We start from the raw sequence: 21,048 nt of genomic DNA, 5'->3' as shown, positions 1-21,048 counted from the left end.
GGTCGATGGGGCCGACGAAATGGGAGCGCGGATCATGGAAGCGCGACACCTGCGGTACGCGGTTGCTCTCGCCGAGCACGAACACTTCGGGCGGGCGGCCGGTGAGCTGGGCATCGCGCAACCGCCGCTGTCCAAGCAGATCGCCGACCTGGAGCGCGAGGTCGGAGCCCGGCTGTTCGACCGCACACGCCAAGGTGTGTTCCCCACCGCCGCCGGCGAGGCCTTCCTCGCGCGGGCGCGCCGGGCGCTCGACGAGATCGCAGCGGCCGCGGTCGACGCGGGCCGGGCCGCGCGCGGCGAGACGGGGCGGTTGCGCCTCGGCTTCATCGCCTCGGCGCTGCTCGACCCGCTGCCGGGCGTCCTGAGCCGGTTCCGCCGCGAACGGCCCGACGTGAGGCTGGAACTGCACGAGATGGCGACCAGCCGCAGCAGCCCGGCTCTCGTCGCCGGGGAGCTCGACGTGGCCGTCACCCTAGGCCCACCACGCGGCGCCGGAGCGGAGCATCTCGTGTCCGTCCCCATCGGACATGACCACGTGATCGCCGTGGTGAGTACGGTGCACCCGTACGCGGGGCAACAGTCCGTAAGCGCCGATCAGTTGCGGCGCCAGCAGCTGATCGTGTCGGCCCGCGAGGACGAGCCCGCTGTGGTCGCCGGACTGCGCACCCTGCTGGGCAGCGACTCATCCGCTCTCGACGACGCGACCGTCGCGAGGGACGTGCACACGATCATCGGCCTGGCCGCCTCAGGCGTGGGCGTAGGCCTGGGGCCATCCCGCATGAGGACGGTCCCGCGGCCAGGGGTGAGGTTCTGTGAAGTGACCCCGCACACGCCCCTGCCCGATCTCGTCCTGTCCTTCGCGGCCCGCGATCACTCGCCGGTGCTGAGCGCGTTCCTCGACACCATCCGGAAGAACTGCCCGGACGTCGGTGCCGCGCTCAACGACCGCATCGCATCCCGTACTTGACCCCTGCCGGTCCTCCCTGCTCATGCACGTGTCCGGCCTTCCGGCATTCCGTGAGGGTCGACGATCAGATGGTGCTCGGAGCCGGAGCGGGCCCGGCCGACGGGTGAAGGGCCGACATGGTCCCCTCTGAGCGCCCGGACATGCGAGCACATCCAGGGCGGGGTCGACGCCCAGCGGATCGGATTGGCGCAACTCGTCGAGCGCGATGGCGTGCACGCCATGGTGGATGCCGGATCCGGTCAAGTCACGCAGTCGGCGCCAAGCCATCACTCAGTAGCAACCCACGGTCTCCGCCGGGACACCGCGCCAGACGACAGTGGTCCGCAGGATGTACATGACGGTCCTCAGGATGTACATGACGTCGGCGAGTGCGGCCCCGGTCGAGAACACGCAGCCGTCCGGTGAAGCTCGTGCAGCGCCGCGTTGATCTTTTGGGGTTCATGCGGCTTTGAGTCAACTGCCGTCGTAGGTCCGGCGGTAGAGCTGGCCGTGGTCTTCGTCCAGGCCAAGGCGAAGGTGGTGATCGACGATGTCGGCGAAGAGAGCCCCACGCCACACGACGTAGTCCCCGCGGATGACTCCGGTACCTCGCGGGGGCCAGGAACAACACACATCCATGGGCTGATCCGATACGGGGGGTGCGGAATCTAGCGTCGATCCCATGAAACGCAATCGTCGTATCAGCGCGGTCGCGGTGCTGGCGCTCGCCGCCCTGGTCACCGGAACCGGCGCCGGGTCCGCCGCCACGACCACACCGTCGGCCACACCGGTGGCCACGCACGCGTTCGACACCGCACCGGCCACGGCCTCCGTGCCCACGCGGTCCTTCCACGGCACGCTCCCCGCGCCGACCGGCCCCTACGCCGCAGGCGAGGACATCATCCACCTCACCGACGCGAGCCGTCCCGACCCGTGGGTGCCGTCATCAGGGCCCCGCCAACTGACCGTCACGATGGTCTACCCGGCCGTCCCCGGGACCGGGACCCCGGCCCCTTATATGACCCTCGCCGAGGCAGTCGGAGTCATCCAGCAAGCGAAGATACCGGCGAGCTTCGGCGTCACCCCGCAGAACCTTTCCAGCGTCACCGCTCACGCCTTCGACGGTGCGCGGCCGCAACGCGGCAAGCATCCGCTGGTGATCCTCTCGCCCGCGTCCGAGGACCCGCGCATGACACTCACCTCGCTCGCGACCGATCTGGCCAGTCACGGCTACGTCGTCGCGCTCGTCGGCCACACCTACGAGGACAGCGGCGAGACGCTGGCGAACGGCCAGACGCCGCCCTGCGCGATCTGCGCGCACCCGGAAAAGGTCGACTTCGACGCCGTCGCCGCCAGCCGCGCGCTGGACGTGTCCTTCGTGATCGACCAGTTGACGCACGGCAATAGCGCGTGGCGCCTGGCACACCTCATCGACAAGCACGAGATCGGCATGGCCGGACACTCCATCGGCGGAGCGGCGGCGGCCTCCACGATGATCGCCGATCCGCGTGTGCGGGCCGGTGTGGACATGGACGGGACCTTCCACCCGGTCCCGACGCCGGGGCAGATCAACCGGCCGTTCCTCATGCTGGGTATCGCCGCCAGTCATTCACCCGGCAGCGGCGACGGCATCGTATGGGGGCGGGCCTGGGCCGCCCTTGACGGCTACAAGAAGTGGCTGACGGTCACAGGCGCCGACCACTTCAGCTTCTCCGACCTGAACCTGCTTCACCAGCAGGCCGGGTTCCCGACGCCGCCCCTCGACCCCGAACGTGGAATCGTGCTCACGCGCCAGTACGTGACGGCGTTCTTCGACCAGACGCTGAAGAGGATTCACCGTCCACTGCTGGACGGCCCCTCGTCGAACAATCCGGAAGTAACTTTCCAGCCCTAACGCAGCGTCGCGTTGATCCTTCGGGCGTACGTGCGGCTTCGAAGGGGGCTGCCGTCATCGGTCCAGCGGTAGGGCTCGGCGTCGTGTTCGCCGTAGGCCAGGGCGAAGGTGTCGATGGCCGCGGCCAGTTCGTCGAGGGAGGCGAACTGGCCGCGACGTGGTGGACGTCGGGTGAGGGTGGAGGAGAACAGTCCGAGTTTGGCGGGTTCCTCAGGCGCCCATGCCGTTTGCACCCCAGTGCGGTGCGTCAGTTGAGGCGCCGCCAACTGAAGAATCCGCCACCGGGAAGCACATGTGCATGACTTTCGCCCATTGCGGAGGGGAGCTTCTCGGGGGTGGCGCGGAGTGTTGCCAGCATGGTGGGGACATCACGCCACCCCTGAAGGACGGGCAAGAGGGCCCGTGTCAAGGAGGGGCGGCACCACCCCACGAAGGGATCCACTGATGTATCGAACTCTCGGAACCGTTCTCACCACAGCTGCTTTGGTCGCGACCGCCCAAGCCGGCATAGCCCCATCACCGGCTGCTGCCAGTTCCGTTCAGAACATGATCAAGAACGCGGCCACCGGCAAGTGTCTGCAGGGTACGGACAACGGCACGCCGTATGCCCACCAAGTGAAAATGGTGCCCTGTACGCGCAGCAATCAGGCCATCTGGTGGGGGTTGACCGCCGGAAGCATCATGATGGTGCGCGCCGGCGGAAGTGCCAGCCAGGTCTGTCTGAGCATCCCGAAGACGCCCAAGGGAGACTTCGCCCATGACGTGGTGACGGCGCGCTGCGGAGACCTGAACTACAACCAGAGCTTCAGCACGATCCGCGGTACGAGCACGATCGGATCCCCCGAACCCTGCTATGTGGGCCACTACTCGGCCAGCGACACCTGGGCCTCCTGCTACGTCAGCAGCGGGAACAACACCAAGTGGACGTGGCTCTCCTAGCTCCAGAGAGGCGGGATCTCTCTGCCCGCCGGACTTTTTCCCGCCTGGTAGTTGGACTACTCGTGGCTCCCGGTGCGGCGCAGCCGCCGACGCAACGTACCGGCTGGGCAAGCAGCCCGCCTGAGCCCTCGGCTCAGGCGGGCTGTCACCGGGCTTCTGCAAACGCGGTGGTGACTACCGGTTGGAAGGGCTGGTGACTTGAGGATTGGCGGTCATGCCAACGGGAGGCGGTGACCGTGAGCGGCGGTTGTCGAGGGCGTCTCGTGCGAGGCGCGAGGCTGCCGGGGGAGCCAGGGGCGGCCTTGGGGGCGGTCGCCCACGGAATCGACCCTGCGGTAGCTGAAGTGCGCGAGCTCCACCTGGAGTTCGCGTCGCTGCTGCGTCGGCCGGTGTGGAGAGCCAGGCCCTGGGCTGCCCTGCTGCGCGAGCCTCGCGTCGAACAGCCTTGTCCTTCTCCTGGGCCGGGAGTCAGCTGCGTTGCCAGAGCGCCGGAACGTTCGGCGGCTCCCATCCGACGATGGCCGTGTGGGACTGGAGGCAGCGGTATGAGGACCCGCCATAGGTGACGACGTCGCCGGCGGTGTAGGCCGTACCCGCGGTCCAAGTGCCTGATGGGGGTGTGGTGGGCGGTGTGGTCGGATCCTGGGGAGCATCCAGCACGAAGTCGAACGTTCCCTCGCGCGCCGGACCCACCTGGCGGACGTTCATGAGCAGGCGCGCGTCGAATATGGAGTCGGTGCTGTTGCGCGGCTCCCCGGGAAAGTACAGCTGGGTGGTGATGATCGGCTGTCCGGGGGACTGCACCTTCACATGGATGTGCCGAGTGCGGCCCGGGTACAGTCCGGGGACGATGGTGGTCAGGCTGAAGGCGCCCTGGTCCGTGCTGAATTGGTGGCCGCGGAACGCGTAACCGGTGTTGTCGTAGTCGCCGTTGTCGTCGGCCTGCCAGAAGTCGAGGAGTGCCCCGGCGATCGGTCGGCAGGTGCGGCTGAAGACGTATCCGGTGACCGTCAGAGGCGTGCCCGGGGTGCTGGGGGTCACCAGGGAGGTGCGTAACGGGGAGTTGGGTTTGAAGTAGGGGCCCTCGATTTGCTCGATGGTCGGCTCGTCCCCGTCGTGGCATTGGGGAGTCATCTCCAGTGGCTTGGCCGCGGTTCTGCGGTCGCGGGCCAGTGCCACACCGCCTCGGGCGAGCAGGGGGGCCGCGCCGAGCGCGGCAGCGGCGCGCAGGACTGTTTTGCGGCTGACCCGGGCGGACCCGGTGTTTTCGGCAGGCGCTTGTCCCGGCTCTTCGGAAGCGGGCATGGCAGACCTCCTGTGTGAGGGCGGGCGGGGTCGGGGGAGCGGGGTGCGTGTCGACCGGGGCCCATGACTGGGAGCGGCAGGGCGGGCTGGGACCGCAGGTCGGTCTGGCGTGGGGATGCGGACCGCGCCGCCTGCCGGCTGCAGTCAAGCTATGCGCTGTCCGGGCAGGCGGCGATGGACTCGATCCGGGGATCATGGTGATTTCCTCCGGCGCCGGCCCGGAACTCGCCGGGCGACATGCCGGTTTCCCTCCGGAAGAAGCGGCAGAAATAGGCGGGGTCTTCCATCCCGACCGCCGCCGCTACCTGACGTATCGTCAATTCAGTTCCGACGAGGAGGCGTTTGGCCTCCAGGAGGCGTTGCAGCCGGATCAACCCGCCTGGTGTCAGGCCGGTGGCCTGGCGCACCAGGGTCTGGAGGTGGCCCGGGGAGATGCGGAGCTCCTGCGCGTACGATGCGACCGAGCGCAGGGTGCCACCGGGCAGACCGATGAGCCGGGTGAAGTCGGCCGCGACCTCCGTGGCCCTGTTGCGGGTGGCGGACTCCGCGGCAGGCGGACAGGTTCGCAGCGCTCTGACGATGAGGATCTGCAGGCTGGCGCGGAGCAGCTTGTGATAGCCGGGCCGGAGTGCCCGGTATTCGGCCTCCATGTCGGTCAAGAGTGCCGCGATGGGGCCGGACTGGTTTCCGGAGGCGTGACCGGGCCCGGCGGACAGAGTGTGCAGCGCGGTCACATCCTGCGGCCTCGAGAGCAGGAAGTCCTCGTTGAACAGGACCACGTGCCCGGTGAGGTCGTCGGCGTCCACCCAGTGATGAACCTGGCCAGGAGTGATGACACACACCTGCGGGGGACTCAAGGGCTGGTGGACCGAGTCCAGCACGTGCGCACCATGGCCACCGGTGACGTAGACGATCTCGTAGAAAGTGTGGCGGTGCGGAAAGTTGGCGCGCGAAAGTGCCCCGATGGTGTCAAAGGAGCCGATGGCGAAGGGCAGTAGATGGGGCAGAGGGACGTCCAAGCGATGCAGCGGGATGTCGAAGCGCCGGGTGTTCCGTGGCTCGTCCATCACCGCAGTTTGAGACAGCGCTCTGTCAGAGGTCCAGGCCAATCGATGCGATCAGGCCATGCCGTGTCGGCCGTCCGGGAGCGGCGGCCACGGCCTTGGGGTGCCGGTGTCGGGGCTCTGCTCGGCGGTGGCAGCGTGTTCCGCATGCTGATGCGACCGCCGGGAGTTCATAGGCATCCCGGTGGCGTGACGATGAGGGGCGCACGGCGCAAGTCCAGAACGACCGGGGCGATGGGTCTGGTGCTCTCCAGAGTGCGAGCCCCCTCGCGATCCCGGCCAAGTCTCGGCAGCGGGAAGGCCGTTGAAGGGGGCAGTGGTCCGGCCCCGACTGCGGCTCACGTCACCGCGCGCAGCCCTTCCTCACCTTGCGGCGCCACGGCCCCAAGCGCGCGCAGCGGTCTGACTCATTGTTTAGTCTCCGACGGACGACAAGGTCTCCCGCGGTGCTGGGACGGCATCTGTACCGTCAGTGGCCGCCCCCGCACCAGAACGAGAACCAAGCGAATGTATTAGACGGACTTCCAGAACTGGTTCCGCCCGTAGTTGTACGGCCACTGGATCATCTGGGTGCCGTTGGAGGTGCTGGAGTTCGGGTTGTCGATGAGCAGCCAGCTGTTCTTGTTCCTGAGGGTGACCTCGCCCGCGGAGTCTCTTCCCGAGACGACCCACTTCTGGTTGTCACCGCCGTTGCACGACCACTGCTGCAACCGGGCTCCCTTGTCAGTGCTGAGCCAGGGAACGTCGAGGCAGTCCCCACTCTGGAAGTTCACGAGCGTGCTGTATCCGTCGCTCGTGGGATAGACGACCCACTTCTGGTTGTCGCCCCGATTGCAGTCCCACTGCTGGACTGGCGCTCCATCGCTGTAATTGCCGCCGGGCACTTCCAGGCACTTGCCGCTCGCGCCGTTGATCAGGAATGTGTGATACGTGGCGCTCGCCGGCGAGGCACCCGCCAATGTCACTGCCAGTGCGGTGGACGCAGCCACTGCCCCAGCCCGAAAGGCCGCGCGCGTTGTCATCTTCACTGAATTTCTCCTCAACAATTTCGATGTGACGACAAGGAGTCGTCGGTGTTCGTACGAGGTGCACCCAGGCCGCTGGTGATTGCAGGCCGCCATAAACAGGGCCGGTCACCGGGACTGTGGCCGTTGAGCACGAGTGGCCTCAAGGCAAGTCGCTCAGGGCGTCGGTGATGCGCAGACTTTGTGTCGCCAGTCCTATTCGTCCGGCTCAACCAGCGAGCGTCGACGGCTCGACCTGGCCTCCGGTAGCCGCTGGATGTGCCAGTGGCAGTACCAGAGCCTGGAGAGCCATTGCGGTCAGGGCTTCCTGAGCCGCACGCTTCATTCGGGTACTCCTCTTACCTCAGCGACATCGGCCTCGTGGCCGTCTTCTGAACGCCGAGTCCTCGGTCGGGACACTATGTGGCTCTGGGCGCGGGGGTCTTGCCCATGCGTGCAGAGCCCTTGACGATCCGTCCACAACTGGTCGAGGAGGTTTCTACCCCCCGCCCCAACGGCTTGCCACACCTGAGGCGATGTCGCCGTAAAAGTCTGTCCTGGCCCGGCTCCGTTGCCGCCGGTGCCTGTGCCGAACGACCACATGTGGTTCAGGAGCGGCACCAACTACCGCGAGGAGCAGGGATCCAGCGAGCAATGCGCTGCGAACTGCTGTCCCGACCGAGCTGTTCAGAAGGGCAACGGCGGCCGCTCTCCCGGGTCGACGGGGTGGGAGAGCCGTGTGGCGGCCTCATCGCGATGGTCGGAGGGCGAAATGCCGTAGGCGGCTTTGAAGGCTCTCGTGAAGGTCGGGGCCTGGACGATTCCGCAGCGTGCGGCGATGACGTGGATGGGCAGAGCGCGCAGACGGGGATCCATGAGGTCGTGATAGGCCCGTTGGAGCCGCTGGCGGCGTATGAAGGCCGCGAGGGTGGTGCCTTGGGACTCGCGGGTGAAGTTGCGGTGGAGATAGCTCAGCGAGACGTGGTGCGCCGCGGCGATCGTGGAGGGCGACAGTTCCGGGTCGTGGAGGTGCTCGCGCACGAAGGCGCGCATCTCGTGCAGCATGGTTCGCATCCGTGTTTCCTGAGGCAGGGCGTCCTCGTCGTCGAGTTCTCTGGTCAGGAAGGCGGCCAGCAGGTCGACCGCCACGGTGCCGAGGCGAGCAGCGTCGACGGGGCGCAGTGTCGGCATCTGGCGGTCCAGGGCGAGCAGGAACGTCGTGAGTATGGCGCCGACGCCCTGCTCAGCGGGCAGCGCGCGGCCGACGAGCCGTCGGATCCTGTGGGAGGACACGGGGAGTAGCGACATGGGCAGGTCGAGGCCGATGCCCTCGACTAGCGGAGGTTTCTGCCCGCTGTCGGAGGTTCCCCAGAACCTTGACTCGTACGGTTCGGAGCTGGCCACCAGGTGCACTTGTCCGGTGGAGAGTGGCTGGGCGGGGGCGGAGCCGGAATGGGACACGATGCCGCGGCCCGCCGTCAGCACCGTCACGTGGTACAGCTCTTCGTCGCATCTACGGATCATGGGGCTCGTCCGTTTGACGTGGAGGGACGGGAAAGCGGTCCCGAGGGCCGTCACGGGACCCATCTGGGCCTGCCGCACCGTTGCCGTGAAGGTGGCGGCATGGTCGCTGGTCATCTCCGCGGCCCGCGACCGGCCCAAGGCCTCGCTCCACTGCTCGAAGCTGACGGCCCCCGCGTGGTCACCGCCTTCGGCGTCTACCCCCGGCATGAACTTCCTTCCCAGCGTCTTCGCGTGCGAAGGACGCCACCGGTGAGCTGGCTTCGCTGTGACGGACGCCGTCGATGCGTTGGTCAGGCCGCCAGGACGCGCTCGTAGTCGGCGGGGCCGCGGTAGCCGAGACTGCTGCGCAGCCTGCGTATGTTGTACCAGTCTTCGGCCCACCCGAAGATCGCTGTGTGGGCCGCGGCCTGCTGGTCCAGGGACCGCTCGCCGACCAACTCTCTTTTGAGGGTGGCGAAGAAGGACCGGCGAGTGCGGTGTCCCCCGCGCTGGCGAGTCCGGTCTGCCGACAGCCGGAGGCCGAACTCACCGATGGAGTCGGTCAGTTCGTGGCTGGCAGCCGTCATCGGAGGGGGAGATCACCGGTCCGGTCGGGCACGCACGGCCGCTGTCGGGAGGAGAGACTGGGCGAGCCACGAACGCACCCCGATCGTCGAGCGCACTCGCCCCAGGTCCGGCCGACGAGCCCATCCGCGCGCTGGGCCCGTCGCACCCGCTTGGCTCTGCCTAGACTCCAACCCGCTCGGGGGCCGGCGCCCGGCGCGCGCGGTGGCGACCCGACGAGTGCCGGTGGGTCTGGGCCTCGGGGCCGCCGGACGGCCAGGCGGCGACGGGGTTGCCCAGCCAGCGGGTGCCGCCCGGGAGTTCTTCGCCGCGCATCACCAAGGAGTGGGCGCCGACCGCGGAGGCTGCACCGAGCAGGGAGCCGGGCAACGCGATCGAGTGCGGGCCGAGGGTGGCTCCTTCCCGCAGGTGGACGGTGTCCAGGCGCATCACGCGGTCGTGGAAGAGGTGGGTCTGCAGCACGGTGCCCCGGTTCACACTGACACCGTCCTCCAGCGTGATCAGATCGGTCTCCGGCAGCCAGTGCGTTTCGCACCACACGCCGCGCCCGATCTTCGCGCCCAGACTGCGCAGCCAGATGTTCAGGAACGGCGTGCCGATCAGTGTGCTGCCGAGCCACGGCATGGCGACTTCCTCGACGAAGACGTCGTACAGCTCGTTGCGCCACACGAAGCTGGACCACAGCGGGTGCTCGGACACCTTGAACCGGCCGACCAACAGCCACTTGGCCAGTGTCGTCATCGCACAGGCGACCACGCCGAGGCCGAGCAGGATCAGCCCGCCGCCGGCCACCCCGGCCGCCAGGCCGAAACGGTCCACCACGTCCTGGAGGGCACCGAAGGCGACGTCGCCGAGCAGCGCGGTGCACACGATCGGCAGGAAACGGCACAGCTCGACCACGGCGCGGGCCAGCATCAGCCGGCGCAGCGGGTTGTAGGTGCGGCTCGGGTCGCCGCCCTCGGCGGTGCGCGGGAGCGCGATGGCGGGGCGACCGAGCCAGGACGAGCCGGGCTCGGAGCGCTCGGGGGCGTCCGCGAGCACGCCGACCAGGGCGTTGTCGGGCAGTTCGCGGCCCGGGCCGACGATGCCGGAGTTGCCGACGAAGGACCGGCGACCCACCCGTGAGGCGTCGATGCGCAACCAGCCGCCCCGCACCTCGTACGGCGCGATCAAAGTGTCGTCGGCGAGGAAGGCACCATCGTCCACCCGCATCAGCTTGGGGACGGTCAGCACGGTGGACGCTTCCACCCGGCGGCCGACCTTCGCACCGAGCAGACGCAGCCAGACCGGGGTGAACAGGCTGGCGTAGTAGGGGAACAGGGTGCCGCGCGCGCTGTTCATCAGGCTGGAGACGATCCAGGTGCACCAGGCGACCTTGCCGTGTGCCGGGTGGTACCCGGGCCTGATGGGAATGCTGAGCAGCCGGATGATGAGTATCAGCAGCAGCGAGTAGGTGGCCAGCGAGACCAGGACCAGCAGTGGCGTGGCGACGATCATCTGGAGGATCGCGGGGACGAGCGTCCTGTCGTGGTCGATCAGCGGGTAGAGCAGCAGCAGCGACGGTGCCGCCGCGATCAGTGGCAGCAGGCCGAAGCCGAGCAGTGCGACGCCGTACATCAGGTCCCAGCGGCGGAAGCGTCGGTGGTCCGGCGCGGGCCAGCCGTTCGCGGGACGGCCCGAGGGGCGGGCGGGGGAGCCGTGCCAGTATTCGCCGTCGGCGACCGTGCCGAGCACCGCGCTGCCCGGGGCGACCTCGGCCCGGGCGCCCACCCTGGCGCCCGGCAGAAGTGTGGAGCGGGTGCCGACCCGGGACTCCGCGCCGACCTCCAGCGCGCCGAGGTGCAGGATGTCGCCGTCCAGCCAGTAGCCGGTGATGTCGACCTCCGGCTCGATCGAGCAGCCTTCGCCGAGCTTGACCAGGCCGGTCACCGACGGCATCGCGTGCAGGTGGACGTTCTTGCCGACCTTGCAGCCGAGGAGCCGGGCGTAGCGTCCGGCCCAGGGAGTTCCCATCAGGGAGGCGACGTTGAACATGGTGACCACCCGCTCGGCGGTCCAGATCCGCAGGTGCACCGAGCCGCCGCGCGGGTGACTGCCCGGCTTGATGCCGGCGGTCAGCATCCGGGCCGCGCCGGCGCCGATCACCAGGCGGGCGGGCGCGCTGGACATGAGGAGCCAGCCGGCCAGGATCACCCACCAGGACGTGTGTGGCGCCCAGCGCAGGGTCCCGAAGGTCAGGTCGTCCAGGGCCGCCAGGCCGATCACCCAGCGCAGGCTGCTGATCGTGTAGAGGACGGTGAGGACCAGGAACTGGATCACGCCCACCCGGCGCGGGGTCGGACGCACCTTCCTTGCCTGGCGGGCCGGGCCACTGAGCTCGTCCAGCTTGGCGGCGAGGTCAAGCAGGCCGGGGTGGGCGTATACGTCCGCGACGGAGATGCCGGGGCAGCGGGTGCGCAGCACCGAGACCAGCTTCGCCGCGGCCAGGCTGGTGCCGCCCAGCGCGAAGAAGTCGGCGTCGGCGCCGACCGGAGTGCCGAGCAGGGCCTCCCACTGCTCGGCCAGCCACCTGGCCGTACCCGTCGGGAGCGGACCCGCGGCCGACGGGCCGGGGCCGGAGGTGGCCAGCGGCCAGGGCAGCGCGTTGCGGTCGACCTTGCCAGAGGTCTTGGTCGGCAGCCCGTCCACGGTGGCCAGCACCGGGACCAAGGCCTGTGGCAGCCGCTCAAGCAGCAGGGCACGGGCGGCGGCGGGGTCGTACGGCACGCCCGGGTGCAGCACCAGATAGCCGACCAGAATTTCGCCGCCGGCCGGGGTCTTGCGCACGGCCGCGGCGGCGGCGCGCACGCCCGGCAGGGCCTGGAGCGCCGCGTCCACCTCGCCGAGTTCGATCCGGCGGCCGGACAGCTTGACCTGCTCGTCGGCGCGGCCGACGAAGATCAGGCCGTCGGGCTCGGCGCGGACCAGGTCGCCGCTCCGGTAGACCCGCGGGCTGTGCAGGTAGGGGCTGCTGCCGTACTTCTCGGCGTCCTTGGCCGGGTCCAGGTAGCGGGCGGTGCCGACGCCGCCGATCACCAACTCGCCGGTGCCTCCCCAGGGCACGGGGTGGCCCTGCTCGTCCAGGACGGCGATCTCCCAGCCGTCCAGCGGAGCACCGATCCGGACGGGCTGGCCCGGGAACATCTGGGCGGCGGTGGCGACGACGGTGGTCTCGGTCGGGCCGTAGGTGTTCCAGAACTCGCGGTGTGGCGAGGCGATGCGTTCCACCAGTTCGGGCGGGCAGGACTCGCCGCCGACGATGACCAGGCGGACCCGCTCCAGACACTCCACCGGCCACAGCGCGAGCAGCGTGGGCACGGTGGAGATCACGGTGATCCCGCGCTCGACCAGCCAGGGGCCGAGGTCGGTGCCGGTCTTGACCAGCGCGCGCGGGGCGGGCACCAGGCAGGCGGCGTGCCGCCAGGCCAGCCACATCTCTTCGCAGGAGGCGTCGAACGCGACGGACAGTCCGGCCAGTACCCGGTCGCCCGGACCGAGCGGGGCGTTTCGGAGGAATATGCGAGCCTCGGCGTCCGCGAAGGCCGCGGCACTGCGGTGGCTGACGGCCACGCCCTTGGGCCGTCCGGTGGTGCCGGAGGTGAAGATGATCCAGCAGTCGTCGGCCGGGGTCGGCCAGGAAGGCCGCCCGCCGGGGCGCACGGTCGGACTGGGCGTGATGCTCCGGCCGGCGCCGAGCACTGCGCAGACCTGGGCGTCCTCCCAGATCATCGCGGCCCGCTCGTCGGGGTCGTCGGCGTCCACCGGCACGTAGGCGGCGCCGACCCGCAACACGGCCAGGATGGCGATGTAGAGGTCCGATGTCCCCGAGGGCACCCTGACGCCGACCCGGTCGCCGGCGCCGACCCCGTATGCCGCCAGCCGTCCGGCGAATTCGTTCACCTCGTGCATCAGCGTCTGGTAGTCGAGCACGGTGCCGCCCGCGTCGAGGGCGGGGGCGTGCGGATATGCCTCGGCGGAGGCCACCAGGATGTCGAGCAGTGTTCGGGCGGAAGCGGCGGGAGCGGCGGGCCAGATCGCGGCAGTGGTGCCACGGTTCTCGATGACGTCCATCAACCTTTTCTTGCTGGGCTGCGATGTGGGAGGCGGCGTCGCACGCGTGGTGCTGCGGCCGGGGGAGGCAGGACGCGCAGCGAAGGGTTGACCGCTTCGGCGTCGATCCTTTGGCGAGGTTAACGGACTCCGGTAGCGGGATTACGCGGAGCGGGGGCTCTTCATGGAACTCTCATATGAAGGTTTTCTGTCTATTGGGCGTTGGTTTAGTGGGTTCCGTGGAGACAATGACCACTACTCCCATGGTCGTGAGCCGCCGGGTCGCTGTGCGGTCCTGTGATCGCCGGGCTGGCGGGAGCAGGCTGTACCGACCCCATCCCCTGAGGCCAGCGGGGCTGCGAGGGCGGCCTGGACCACGTGGGCCCGGCCCCCGGAGGGGAGATGTCCCGGCCGGCCCGCAACGGTGAACCGGCTCTGCCACTGCCGGTGGGTCAGGTGCAGCTACGGATGGACAGGTCGTGGAACGGGACTGCCGCCGCGCGACGACTTCGCCCCTGCCGTGAGGTCACCATGTGGTGGAGGTCGTGGGCAGAGCCCACGACCGGCCCGGTATGCGGTGACGGTGGCGTGGAGAGGTGTCGCGGGGAATGACCTCGGGCCGCAGGGGGATCGCAGGCTGGTCACGATCGTCCTGCCCCTCCCCGGTGCGCGCTCGCCTCCGCCGAGGCCTCGGAGGAGCGCGTCTGCCTTCGTCGCTACGGGAAATACTTGCCTAGTTGCGCAAGCGGTGATTAGATCCGGGCAGTTGTCGAACAGGGGCCTGCCGCATGAAGCTCTCACGTCACCGACCCGGCGCAGTCGCAATGGCTGCATCGACCGTCGGTCTCTGCGCAGCGCTCGAAGCGTTGAGCCTCGCGTACGCGCCGCCTGCGGCACGGGCGTTGGTGGTCAGTGCGATGGCCGGCACAGCCGCCGTGGCCCTGACCCTGTTCCTGGCCCGCCGACAGGTCCGGCGAATCAGGGCGTCGGTAGGCTCTGGGCCCGGGCCCGTAGGCCCGTGCGCCGACGCGCGACACCAGGACCACTTCCCGATGGACGACCTGCGCCCACACCTGCTCCAGAGCAACCCGCCCAGCCTGAACAGCTGTTACGCGGCGTGGACTCTTGCCCTCCAGGGCCACGACGCCCCGAGCCTCATTGACTGGGTGGGTCTTCCGGCTGAGGCGGCGTGCCTCCTCGCGGAAAAGGCCGCCACATGCCGCTCTCCCAGACCGGCCGTACGCGCCTACCGGACTCCTCGCTCCCGCCGGATCCGGCAGCTGGAGCGACGGCGCGAGGTCCGCAAAGCCGCTCAGCGCCTTTCCAAGCGGCCACCTCAGGTGTCCGCCGACGCCGTCCTCAGCGACCTCGACGCCTGCCTCGCCACCCTTCACCAAGCCGCGGTGGACGCTTGGCGCATCGGCGTTCCTCTCCAGGACATCGCACAAGACGCCCAGCTCTCCGTGCAGACCGTCCAGCAGTGGATCGCCTCTCACCAGGTTCACCAGGGCATTCGCGGGGCCCCAGGCGGTAATGCCGACACTCCGCCCCCCGACGCCCTGCGGTAACGACGGCCGCCCCCGCCGGAGTCGATCGCCCCAGCGCCGTGGTTTCGGCCGCCTGTTGAGGAGGCCGGCATGGGCTCAGCACTGAGCCCATGCCCTGGCATGGTGTGGTCTTCCTCCAACAGAGGCCGCTGGTCCTGCCATTCAAACGACCGGGCCCCCATCCGTTGTAGCTACCGGGAAGAGGGCAGGCGTCTGCCGCAGGGGCTCCGGGATCGCCCGGTCTGACTATGTCCGCTCTGCCCTCCACCATCTTTAAGGCTGTAGATCTTGACGACACGAACACGGCTGTACCGCAACGGCGTTCTGGCGCTGGAGGACTTCCCCGCCGAGGACATATCCGAATACATCACTGAACCGGGAGTGGCGGTCTGGCTCGACCTGAGTGCGCCGGGTCCTGCTGACTTCGCCATGATCAGTGAAGAGTTCGGGCTCCATGAACTGGCGGTCGAGGATGCTCGACACGACCACCAGCGGCCCAAGCTGGACCGGTACCGCACGCACGCCTTCCTCAGCACCTACGCCGTGTGCACCGACCCGGACACCGGTGGTCTCTACACGAGCGAGCTGTCGGTCTTCGTGACCGAGACGGCGCTCATTACGGTCCGTCCCGACGAGAACTTCGACATGGAGGAGGTTGTCGAGCGCTGGGACAGTAACGCGGACTTGGCCAAATACGGCGTGGGCTACCTACTGCACGGACTCCTCGACCACATCGTCGACGGATACTTCGAAGCGGTGCAAGACCTTGACGACCGCGTCGAAGCCGTGGAGGACCTGCTCTTCGAAGAAGGCCGCCAACAGATCGACACTGTCCAGCGCAGCTCCTACCAGCTACGCAAAAGCCTCTCCAGGCTGCGGCGCCTGGTCCTGCCCATGCGTGAGGTGGTCAACAGCCTGCTGCGCCGTGACCTGCACATCGTGGCTGAGCCGCTGCTTCCGTACTACCAGGATGTCTACGACCACGTGCTGCGGGCGGGGGAGTGGACCGAATCGCTGCGGGACATGATCGCTTCCATCATGGAGACCAACCTGACGGTCCAGGGCAACCGCATGAACCTCATCATGAAGAAGGTCACCAGCTGGGCCTCCATCATCGCCGTGCCAACCGCCATCACCGGCTTCTACGGGCAGAACGTCCCCTATCCCGGATTCAACACCCAGACGGGGTTCATCGCTTCGACCGCTGCCATCGTCATTCTGTCCGTGGTCCTGTACACCGCCTTCAAACGCAGGGACTGGATCTGACGCACTCCAAGGCAGTGTGCCTTGGATGCGCCGCGTCGCCCGCCTCCTGGAGGCGGGCGACAAACCGGCGTCGCGGCCCCCTCCGTGGGCGCACCCGGTCACCGCGAGCGCGCTGAGCGGCGCACGATACCCCGCCTGATGTGCCCTCACCGGCCCCGCCGCCGCGCGGAACCATCGCCCGTCAATCGCGCACCTCCTCAAGCTCTCGAACGTTGAGCGGCTCGGCCTCTGAGGGAGACTCGGACGACGAGAACTGCCGCCTTTGCTGCGGCAGTTGACCGCGACCACCAGCGCTCTCCCACCCCGATCAGCCTTCGACCTGCATCGTTGCCGGATATAGCGCAACTGCTGATAGCGGGGAGAGGGGGCTCGTGGTCGGGGGGCAGGTCCACCAGGGGTTCCCCACAGCAGTGCCGGGTCCGGCCTCAGTTCATGAGTAGGCATGTCAGGCCGAGGGCACGGACGTTGGCGGCGGGCGCAGTGGTGGTCATGGTGTGGTCCCCTGAGATGGCCGATCGTTCACTACGGTGGATGCGAGAGCCGCGTTGAGCAGGGGCATCAGCGCGGCGGTGAACGCGTCCGCCCGGGTCCAGGCCCGCTCGCTGCCGACAGCCCCTTCGGCATGGGCGAACTCACCCGTGGCGCGCGCTGCGTGAGCGACGTCAGTCCCGTCGGCTGGAGTAGGGGAGAAGGGCCATCTCGCGGGCGTTCTTGATGACTGTCGCGAGCTGCCGCTGCTGCTGAGGGGTGACGTGGGTGACGCGTCGGCTGCGGATCTTTCCCCGGTCGGAGATGAACCTGCGCAGCAGATCGGTGTCCTTGTAGTCGATGTAGGTGATGCCGGCGGCGACGAGCGGGTTATGGTGGGCCTTCGTCGGCTTGTCGGTGTTGGCGCGCCGGGTCATGTGGGCTCCTCATGTGGCCGGTTGGTCGGTCTCTGTGTGCGTGGGGCTGGCTTTTTCGGAGTCGAGCAGACAGGCCGGACATCCATTCAGGTCGTCCGGCCAGGCGGGTCGCGGAGGTTCGTCGATGAGGGCGAGATCCGGCGGTGCGGTCTTGCTCGCGTTGAGGAAGCCGGACAGGACACCGCAATTGGATCGGAACGAGCGGGATTCCGGGTCGTACTGCTCAGTGGTCAGGGTGAAGGAGGCCGCGCTCGTACGCCTTGATGAGTCGCTGCGGGACCAGATAGGGCGTGCCGTTCACGGTGATGGGAACGAGGCGGGGCGTGGTGGCCTTCCACTGTGCACGGCGATGACGTGTGTTGCTGCGGGACGTTTTGCGCTTGGGCACGGCCATGTGGACCTCCTGGGATGGGCGATCTGACGAGACGAAGCTACATGAAAATGGATACCATTACCAAGTGTCGTTGAATCGGATCACCGCCGACGGCCAGGACCTCCGCACCCCGCCGGAGGCTCTCCTCCCGGGCCGTCGACCGCCCCGGTGGGCAATGGCAGATGAAGCTCTTCTCCGCTTATTCCCATGTCCGCCATCAACGCCTGTACGGACTCGGATGCTGTGGTAGTTGCCTGGCCGGGCAGTTGGGCCGGGCGGGACACGAGGAGATGGGGAGGCGCACGATGATGAGACACGCAGCACGATGGGCCGTTGCCGGGGTGGCCGCGGTCACGTTACTGACGACCGCGCAGGCGGCGGTGCCGGCCTTCGCGGACACAGCTCCTCAGCTGGACCTGAAGGTGCTCCTGATCGGTTCCGGCCAAGGAGACCCGACCACGGAGGCGTGGGAGAACGCCCTGGACACCGAGGGGGTCGCGTACAGCCTCGCGACGGCCACCGGTGACGTGGGCAGCGAAACGGTGTCGCTGCCCACGCTGTCCAGCGGTGCGCACGGCTACTTCAACGGCGTGGTGTTCGCGGACTCACCTGCCTGGTTGAGTTCGGGGCAGCTGACGGCCCTGGACAGTTACGAATCGAGTTTCGGCGTGCGGCAGGTTGACGGATACGTGTATCCCTCGGCCTCGGTGGGACTGACCGCCGCCGGATCGGGCGCGATGAGCGGCACCGCCCAGCTGACGGCTTCCGGCCTGTCGGCGCTGCCGGAGCTGAAAGGCCCGGTGCCGTTCGAGGCCGGGGCCTACGGCTATCCCGCCACCCCTGTGAGCGGCGCCCCCGTCACGCCCTGGATACAGAACGCGGCCGGTCAGACGCTGGCCGCCGTCTATCAGCACCCGGCCACCGACGCGCAGGCCGGCGTCGCAGAGCTGGCACTGACCTTCAACTACAACCGAACCCAGTTGCCGTGGCTGCTCCTGGCCCCTGGCTTGATCAACTGGGTCACGCAGAACACCCATCTGGGCCTGTACCGGAACTACTTCGGACAGGACGTCGACGACGTGTTCATCGCCGACAACGAGTGGAGCAACAAGTACCAGTGCACCCCGGCGGCCACCAACCCGAACGACGTGCTGTGCCCGCCGGGTGTGGGCGGCAATCCGGCCGACGGCCCGCCCGATACGCAGATGAGCGCCGCGGACGTGGACTACGTGGCCAACTGGGAGAAGCAGACCGGCATCAAGCTGGAGTTCGCCTTCAACGCCATCGGCGCGTGCACCGCACCCACCGCGGGTGCGGCGTCGAGCGCGAACTGCTCGGGCAGCACCACGGTGAACGGCACGACCTACACCGACCCGGGCCACCAGGCCGATCCCGGATATCCCGACGACGCGGCCTTCGTGAACGAACTGCTCAAGCAGCAGGCGTCGTTCAACTGGATCACCCACACTTGGTCGCACATGTTCCTGGGCTGCACGGTCGCAGCTCCGCAGCCCGCGAACGCACCTGCCGCACAGGCGGGCGGGGCGCTGGCCGCGGGCGGCTACAGCTACGAGGTCACCGCCGCGACCGCCTACGGTGAGTCGGAGCCCTCGATCCCGCAGCAGGTCACGGTCGCGGCGAATGGATCGGTCGCGCTGTCCTGGCCCGACGCCCCCAACGGCGGCGGACCGAGCCTGGCGAAACTCGAGTCGCAGTACTCCGGCGGCAGCGGCTTCTGGGGCTACAACATCTACCGCGCCCCGGCCGGTTCCAGCAGCTTCGGCCTGGTCGGCCAGGTCAAGGAGGACCCGACCGGCGCCGCCACCACCTACTCCTTCACCGACACCGGCACCAACGCCCCGGGCGGCGGCCCCGGCAGCACCGCCACCTACCCGACCGCCACCGACCCGGGCATCGGGTGCGCGAACGCCGCCGGCTGGGTGCCGGCGACCAGCGCCAGCCCCGACTCCAGCATTGAGCAGGAGATCGGTCTGGACGACGCCTTCGCCGCCAACAACGGTCTGACGAACTTCAGCACCCACTCTCTCGTCACCGGCGAACACTCCGGTCTGGAGAACCCCAACACCCCGCGGGCCTTCGCCGACACCGGCATCACGGTCTTCGGCGCCGACGCCTCGCGCCAGCCCCAGTCGTACACCATCTCCGGCACCAGCTCTGCGGGAGCCAGCAACAGCGCCGCCTCCGCGCCGCGGTACCCGAGCAACATCTACTACAACGCTGCCAACTGGCCCGACGAGCTCAACGAATACAACACCGCCTATGTCGCCGCCGGTACTTCGATCGGAGACAGCCAGTATCCCGCCGAGACGGGGAAGTGCTCCAACACCCCGTCCACGACCTGTACCACCACTCCGGCCACCGAGGCCACCGTGCTCTCCACCGAGTCCAGGATCATGCTCGGTCATGTCCTGGCGGACGACCCGCGGATGAACTACGCCCACCAGTCCAACCTGATCGGCCCGGCCACCCAGACCGTGGGCGGCACGACGTCCGACTACGGTTACACCCTGCTGAGCCTGCTGAGCAACATGCAGGCACAGTACGCGAGTTGGTACACGGCGCCGCTGGTCCAGATGACCGACGCCAGCCAGTCCCAGGTACTGGCCGAGTCCGCGGCCTGGGCCGCCGCGAAGGACACCGGAACGGTCACGGCCTCAGTGCAGAGCGGCTCCGTCGTGATCAGCAACTCCGGTGGTTCCGCGGTATCGGTGCCGGTCACCGTCCCGGACGGCAGCACCGTCAACGGCGCTGCCTTCGGCGAGTCCTACGGCGGCACCCGATCCGCCTGGGCCCCGGTGGGCGCCGGAAGCGCGATCACCGTCACCGTGCCCGGGAGCGGCACCGCACCGGTGATCACCGGGCCGGCCACCGCGACCGCCACGGTCGGTACGGCGTACAGCACCACCATCACCACCACGGGCACCCCGGCTCCGGCGCTCACGGAGTCCGGGGCCCTGCCGCCGGGGCTCACCTTCAAGGACAACGGCGACGGCACCGCCACCCTCGCGGGTACCCCGGCGGCCGGAAGCGGCGGCAGCTACCCGCTGACCGTCAACGCCGCCAATAGCGCGGGCAAGGCCACCCATGCCTTGACCCTCACCGTCAGTCAGGCCCCGTCCTTTACGAGCAAGTCCAGCGCGAGCGCCGGAATACTGGCCCCGCTCAGCTTCACGGTCACCACCACGGGCAGCCCGGCCGCGGCCCTCACCGAGAGCGGCACCCTGCCACCGGGCTTCAAGTTCACCCCGGCGAACAACGGAACGGCGACCATCACCGGCACCGCCCTCCTCCCCGGTACCTACCACCTGGTCCTCACCGCAAAGAACACCGTGGGCACCGCAACCCAAGCCTTCACCCTCACCCTGACCCTGTGACGGGCTCTCGGGCCATCGTGCCCGTCAGCCTCGTCCGCGCGGCCGGGCTGAGCGGGACCCGCCGGGCCTGCTGGGCGTTCCCCCGGCTGCCCGGCAACCTGTTGGTGCCGGGCAGCCGATAGCTCAAGAGAACAACTCACCGATCTAGGCGGCGGGGGGGGGGGGGGGGGGGGGGGGGGGGGGGGGGGGGGGGGGGGGGGGGGGGGGGGGGGGGGGGGGGGGGGGGGGGGGGT

At 68.8% G+C, this 21,048-nt stretch carries 16 protein-coding genes; 7 read left to right on the top strand and 9 right to left on the bottom strand.

The window, feature by feature from the left end:
* The first annotated feature begins 34 nt into the window (after positions 1-34).
* Positions 35-967 (top strand): LysR family transcriptional regulator, encoded by a 933-nt coding sequence (locus AC07F3_RS41180; protein ID WP_479120169.1) that lies wholly within the window; start codon positions 35-37, stop codon positions 965-967.
* Between the two features lie 661 nt (positions 968-1,628).
* On the top strand, positions 1,629-2,840 hold the full coding sequence (locus tag AC07F3_RS41175; RefSeq protein WP_479120168.1) for an alpha/beta hydrolase family protein: 1,212 nt from the start codon (positions 1,629-1,631) through the stop codon (positions 2,838-2,840).
* On the opposite strand, the gene AC07F3_RS41170 is transcribed toward AC07F3_RS41175, so the two are convergent.
* Positions 2,837-3,073: a hypothetical protein gene (locus AC07F3_RS41170; protein ID WP_479120167.1), complete on the bottom strand. Its 237-nt coding sequence runs from the start codon at positions 3,071-3,073 to the stop codon at positions 2,837-2,839. The two genes, AC07F3_RS41175 and AC07F3_RS41170, sit on opposite strands and share 4 nt — an antisense overlap.
* A gap of 313 nt (positions 3,074-3,386) precedes the next feature.
* Between AC07F3_RS41170 and AC07F3_RS41165 the strand changes: the two genes are divergently transcribed.
* Entirely contained in the window at positions 3,387-3,779 is a 393-nt protein-coding gene (locus tag AC07F3_RS41165) for a ricin-type beta-trefoil lectin domain protein (RefSeq protein WP_479120165.1), read from the top strand.
* Positions 3,780-4,247: 468 nt separating this feature from the next.
* On the opposite strand, the gene AC07F3_RS41160 is transcribed toward AC07F3_RS41165, so the two are convergent.
* The 6 genes from AC07F3_RS41160 to AC07F3_RS41135 form a co-directional block, all read right to left on the bottom strand.
* The gene (locus AC07F3_RS41160; protein ID WP_479120164.1) at positions 4,248-5,084 is read right to left on the bottom strand and encodes a dioxygenase family protein; all 837 of its coding nucleotides are present in this window, start codon (positions 5,082-5,084) and stop codon (positions 4,248-4,250) included.
* A 149-nt stretch (positions 5,085-5,233) separates the two neighbouring features.
* Entirely contained in the window at positions 5,234-6,151 is a 918-nt protein-coding gene (locus AC07F3_RS41155; protein WP_479120163.1) for a helix-turn-helix domain-containing protein, read from the bottom strand.
* Positions 6,152-6,660: 509 nt separating this feature from the next.
* Complete coding sequence (locus AC07F3_RS41150) at positions 6,661-7,113, bottom strand: RICIN domain-containing protein (RefSeq protein WP_479120162.1); 453 nt, start codon at positions 7,111-7,113, stop codon at positions 6,661-6,663.
* A gap of 726 nt (positions 7,114-7,839) precedes the next feature.
* Positions 7,840-8,883, bottom strand: coding sequence for an AraC family transcriptional regulator (locus tag AC07F3_RS41145; RefSeq protein ID WP_479120160.1), 1,044 nt, complete (start codon positions 8,881-8,883; stop codon positions 7,840-7,842).
* 83 nt (positions 8,884-8,966) lie between these two features.
* Positions 8,967-9,242: a hypothetical protein gene (locus AC07F3_RS41140; protein WP_479120159.1), complete on the bottom strand. Its 276-nt coding sequence runs from the start codon at positions 9,240-9,242 to the stop codon at positions 8,967-8,969.
* Between the two features lie 160 nt (positions 9,243-9,402).
* Positions 9,403-13,350, bottom strand: coding sequence for a Pls/PosA family non-ribosomal peptide synthetase (locus tag AC07F3_RS41135; protein WP_479120158.1), 3,948 nt, complete (start codon positions 13,348-13,350; stop codon positions 9,403-9,405).
* 1,031 nt (positions 13,351-14,381) lie between these two features.
* Here AC07F3_RS41135 and AC07F3_RS41130 point away from each other — a divergent pair.
* On the top strand, positions 14,382-14,897 hold the full coding sequence (locus AC07F3_RS41130; protein WP_479120156.1) for a hypothetical protein: 516 nt from the start codon (positions 14,382-14,384) through the stop codon (positions 14,895-14,897).
* A gap of 267 nt (positions 14,898-15,164) precedes the next feature.
* Positions 15,165-16,142, top strand: a complete 978-nt coding sequence (locus tag AC07F3_RS41125) for a magnesium transporter CorA family protein (protein ID WP_479120154.1) — start codon at positions 15,165-15,167, stop codon at positions 16,140-16,142.
* Between the two features lie 662 nt (positions 16,143-16,804).
* Here the strand turns inward: AC07F3_RS41125 and rpsR are convergent.
* The gene (gene rpsR / locus AC07F3_RS41120; protein ID WP_479120153.1) at positions 16,805-17,047 is read right to left on the bottom strand and encodes a 30S ribosomal protein S18; all 243 of its coding nucleotides are present in this window, start codon (positions 17,045-17,047) and stop codon (positions 16,805-16,807) included.
* Positions 17,048-17,270: 223 nt separating this feature from the next.
* Positions 17,271-17,441 (bottom strand): 50S ribosomal protein L32, encoded by a 171-nt coding sequence (gene rpmF / locus AC07F3_RS41115; protein WP_479120152.1) that lies wholly within the window; start codon positions 17,439-17,441, stop codon positions 17,271-17,273.
* Between the two features lie 284 nt (positions 17,442-17,725).
* On the opposite strand from rpmF, the gene AC07F3_RS41110 reads away from it, so the two are divergent.
* On the top strand, positions 17,726-20,815 hold the full coding sequence (locus AC07F3_RS41110; protein ID WP_479120150.1) for a putative Ig domain-containing protein: 3,090 nt from the start codon (positions 17,726-17,728) through the stop codon (positions 20,813-20,815).
* On the top strand, positions 20,812-20,937 hold the full coding sequence (locus AC07F3_RS41105) for a hypothetical protein (RefSeq protein ID WP_479120149.1): 126 nt from the start codon (positions 20,812-20,814) through the stop codon (positions 20,935-20,937). The genes AC07F3_RS41110 and AC07F3_RS41105 overlap by 4 nt, the downstream gene beginning before the upstream one ends.
* Positions 20,938-21,048 lie beyond the last annotated feature (111 nt).

This window comes from Streptomyces sp. NPDC045846, assembly GCF_056431605.1.
The sequence above is the reverse complement of the archived record's forward strand: the minus strand, read 5'-3'. Positions and strand labels throughout refer to the sequence as shown.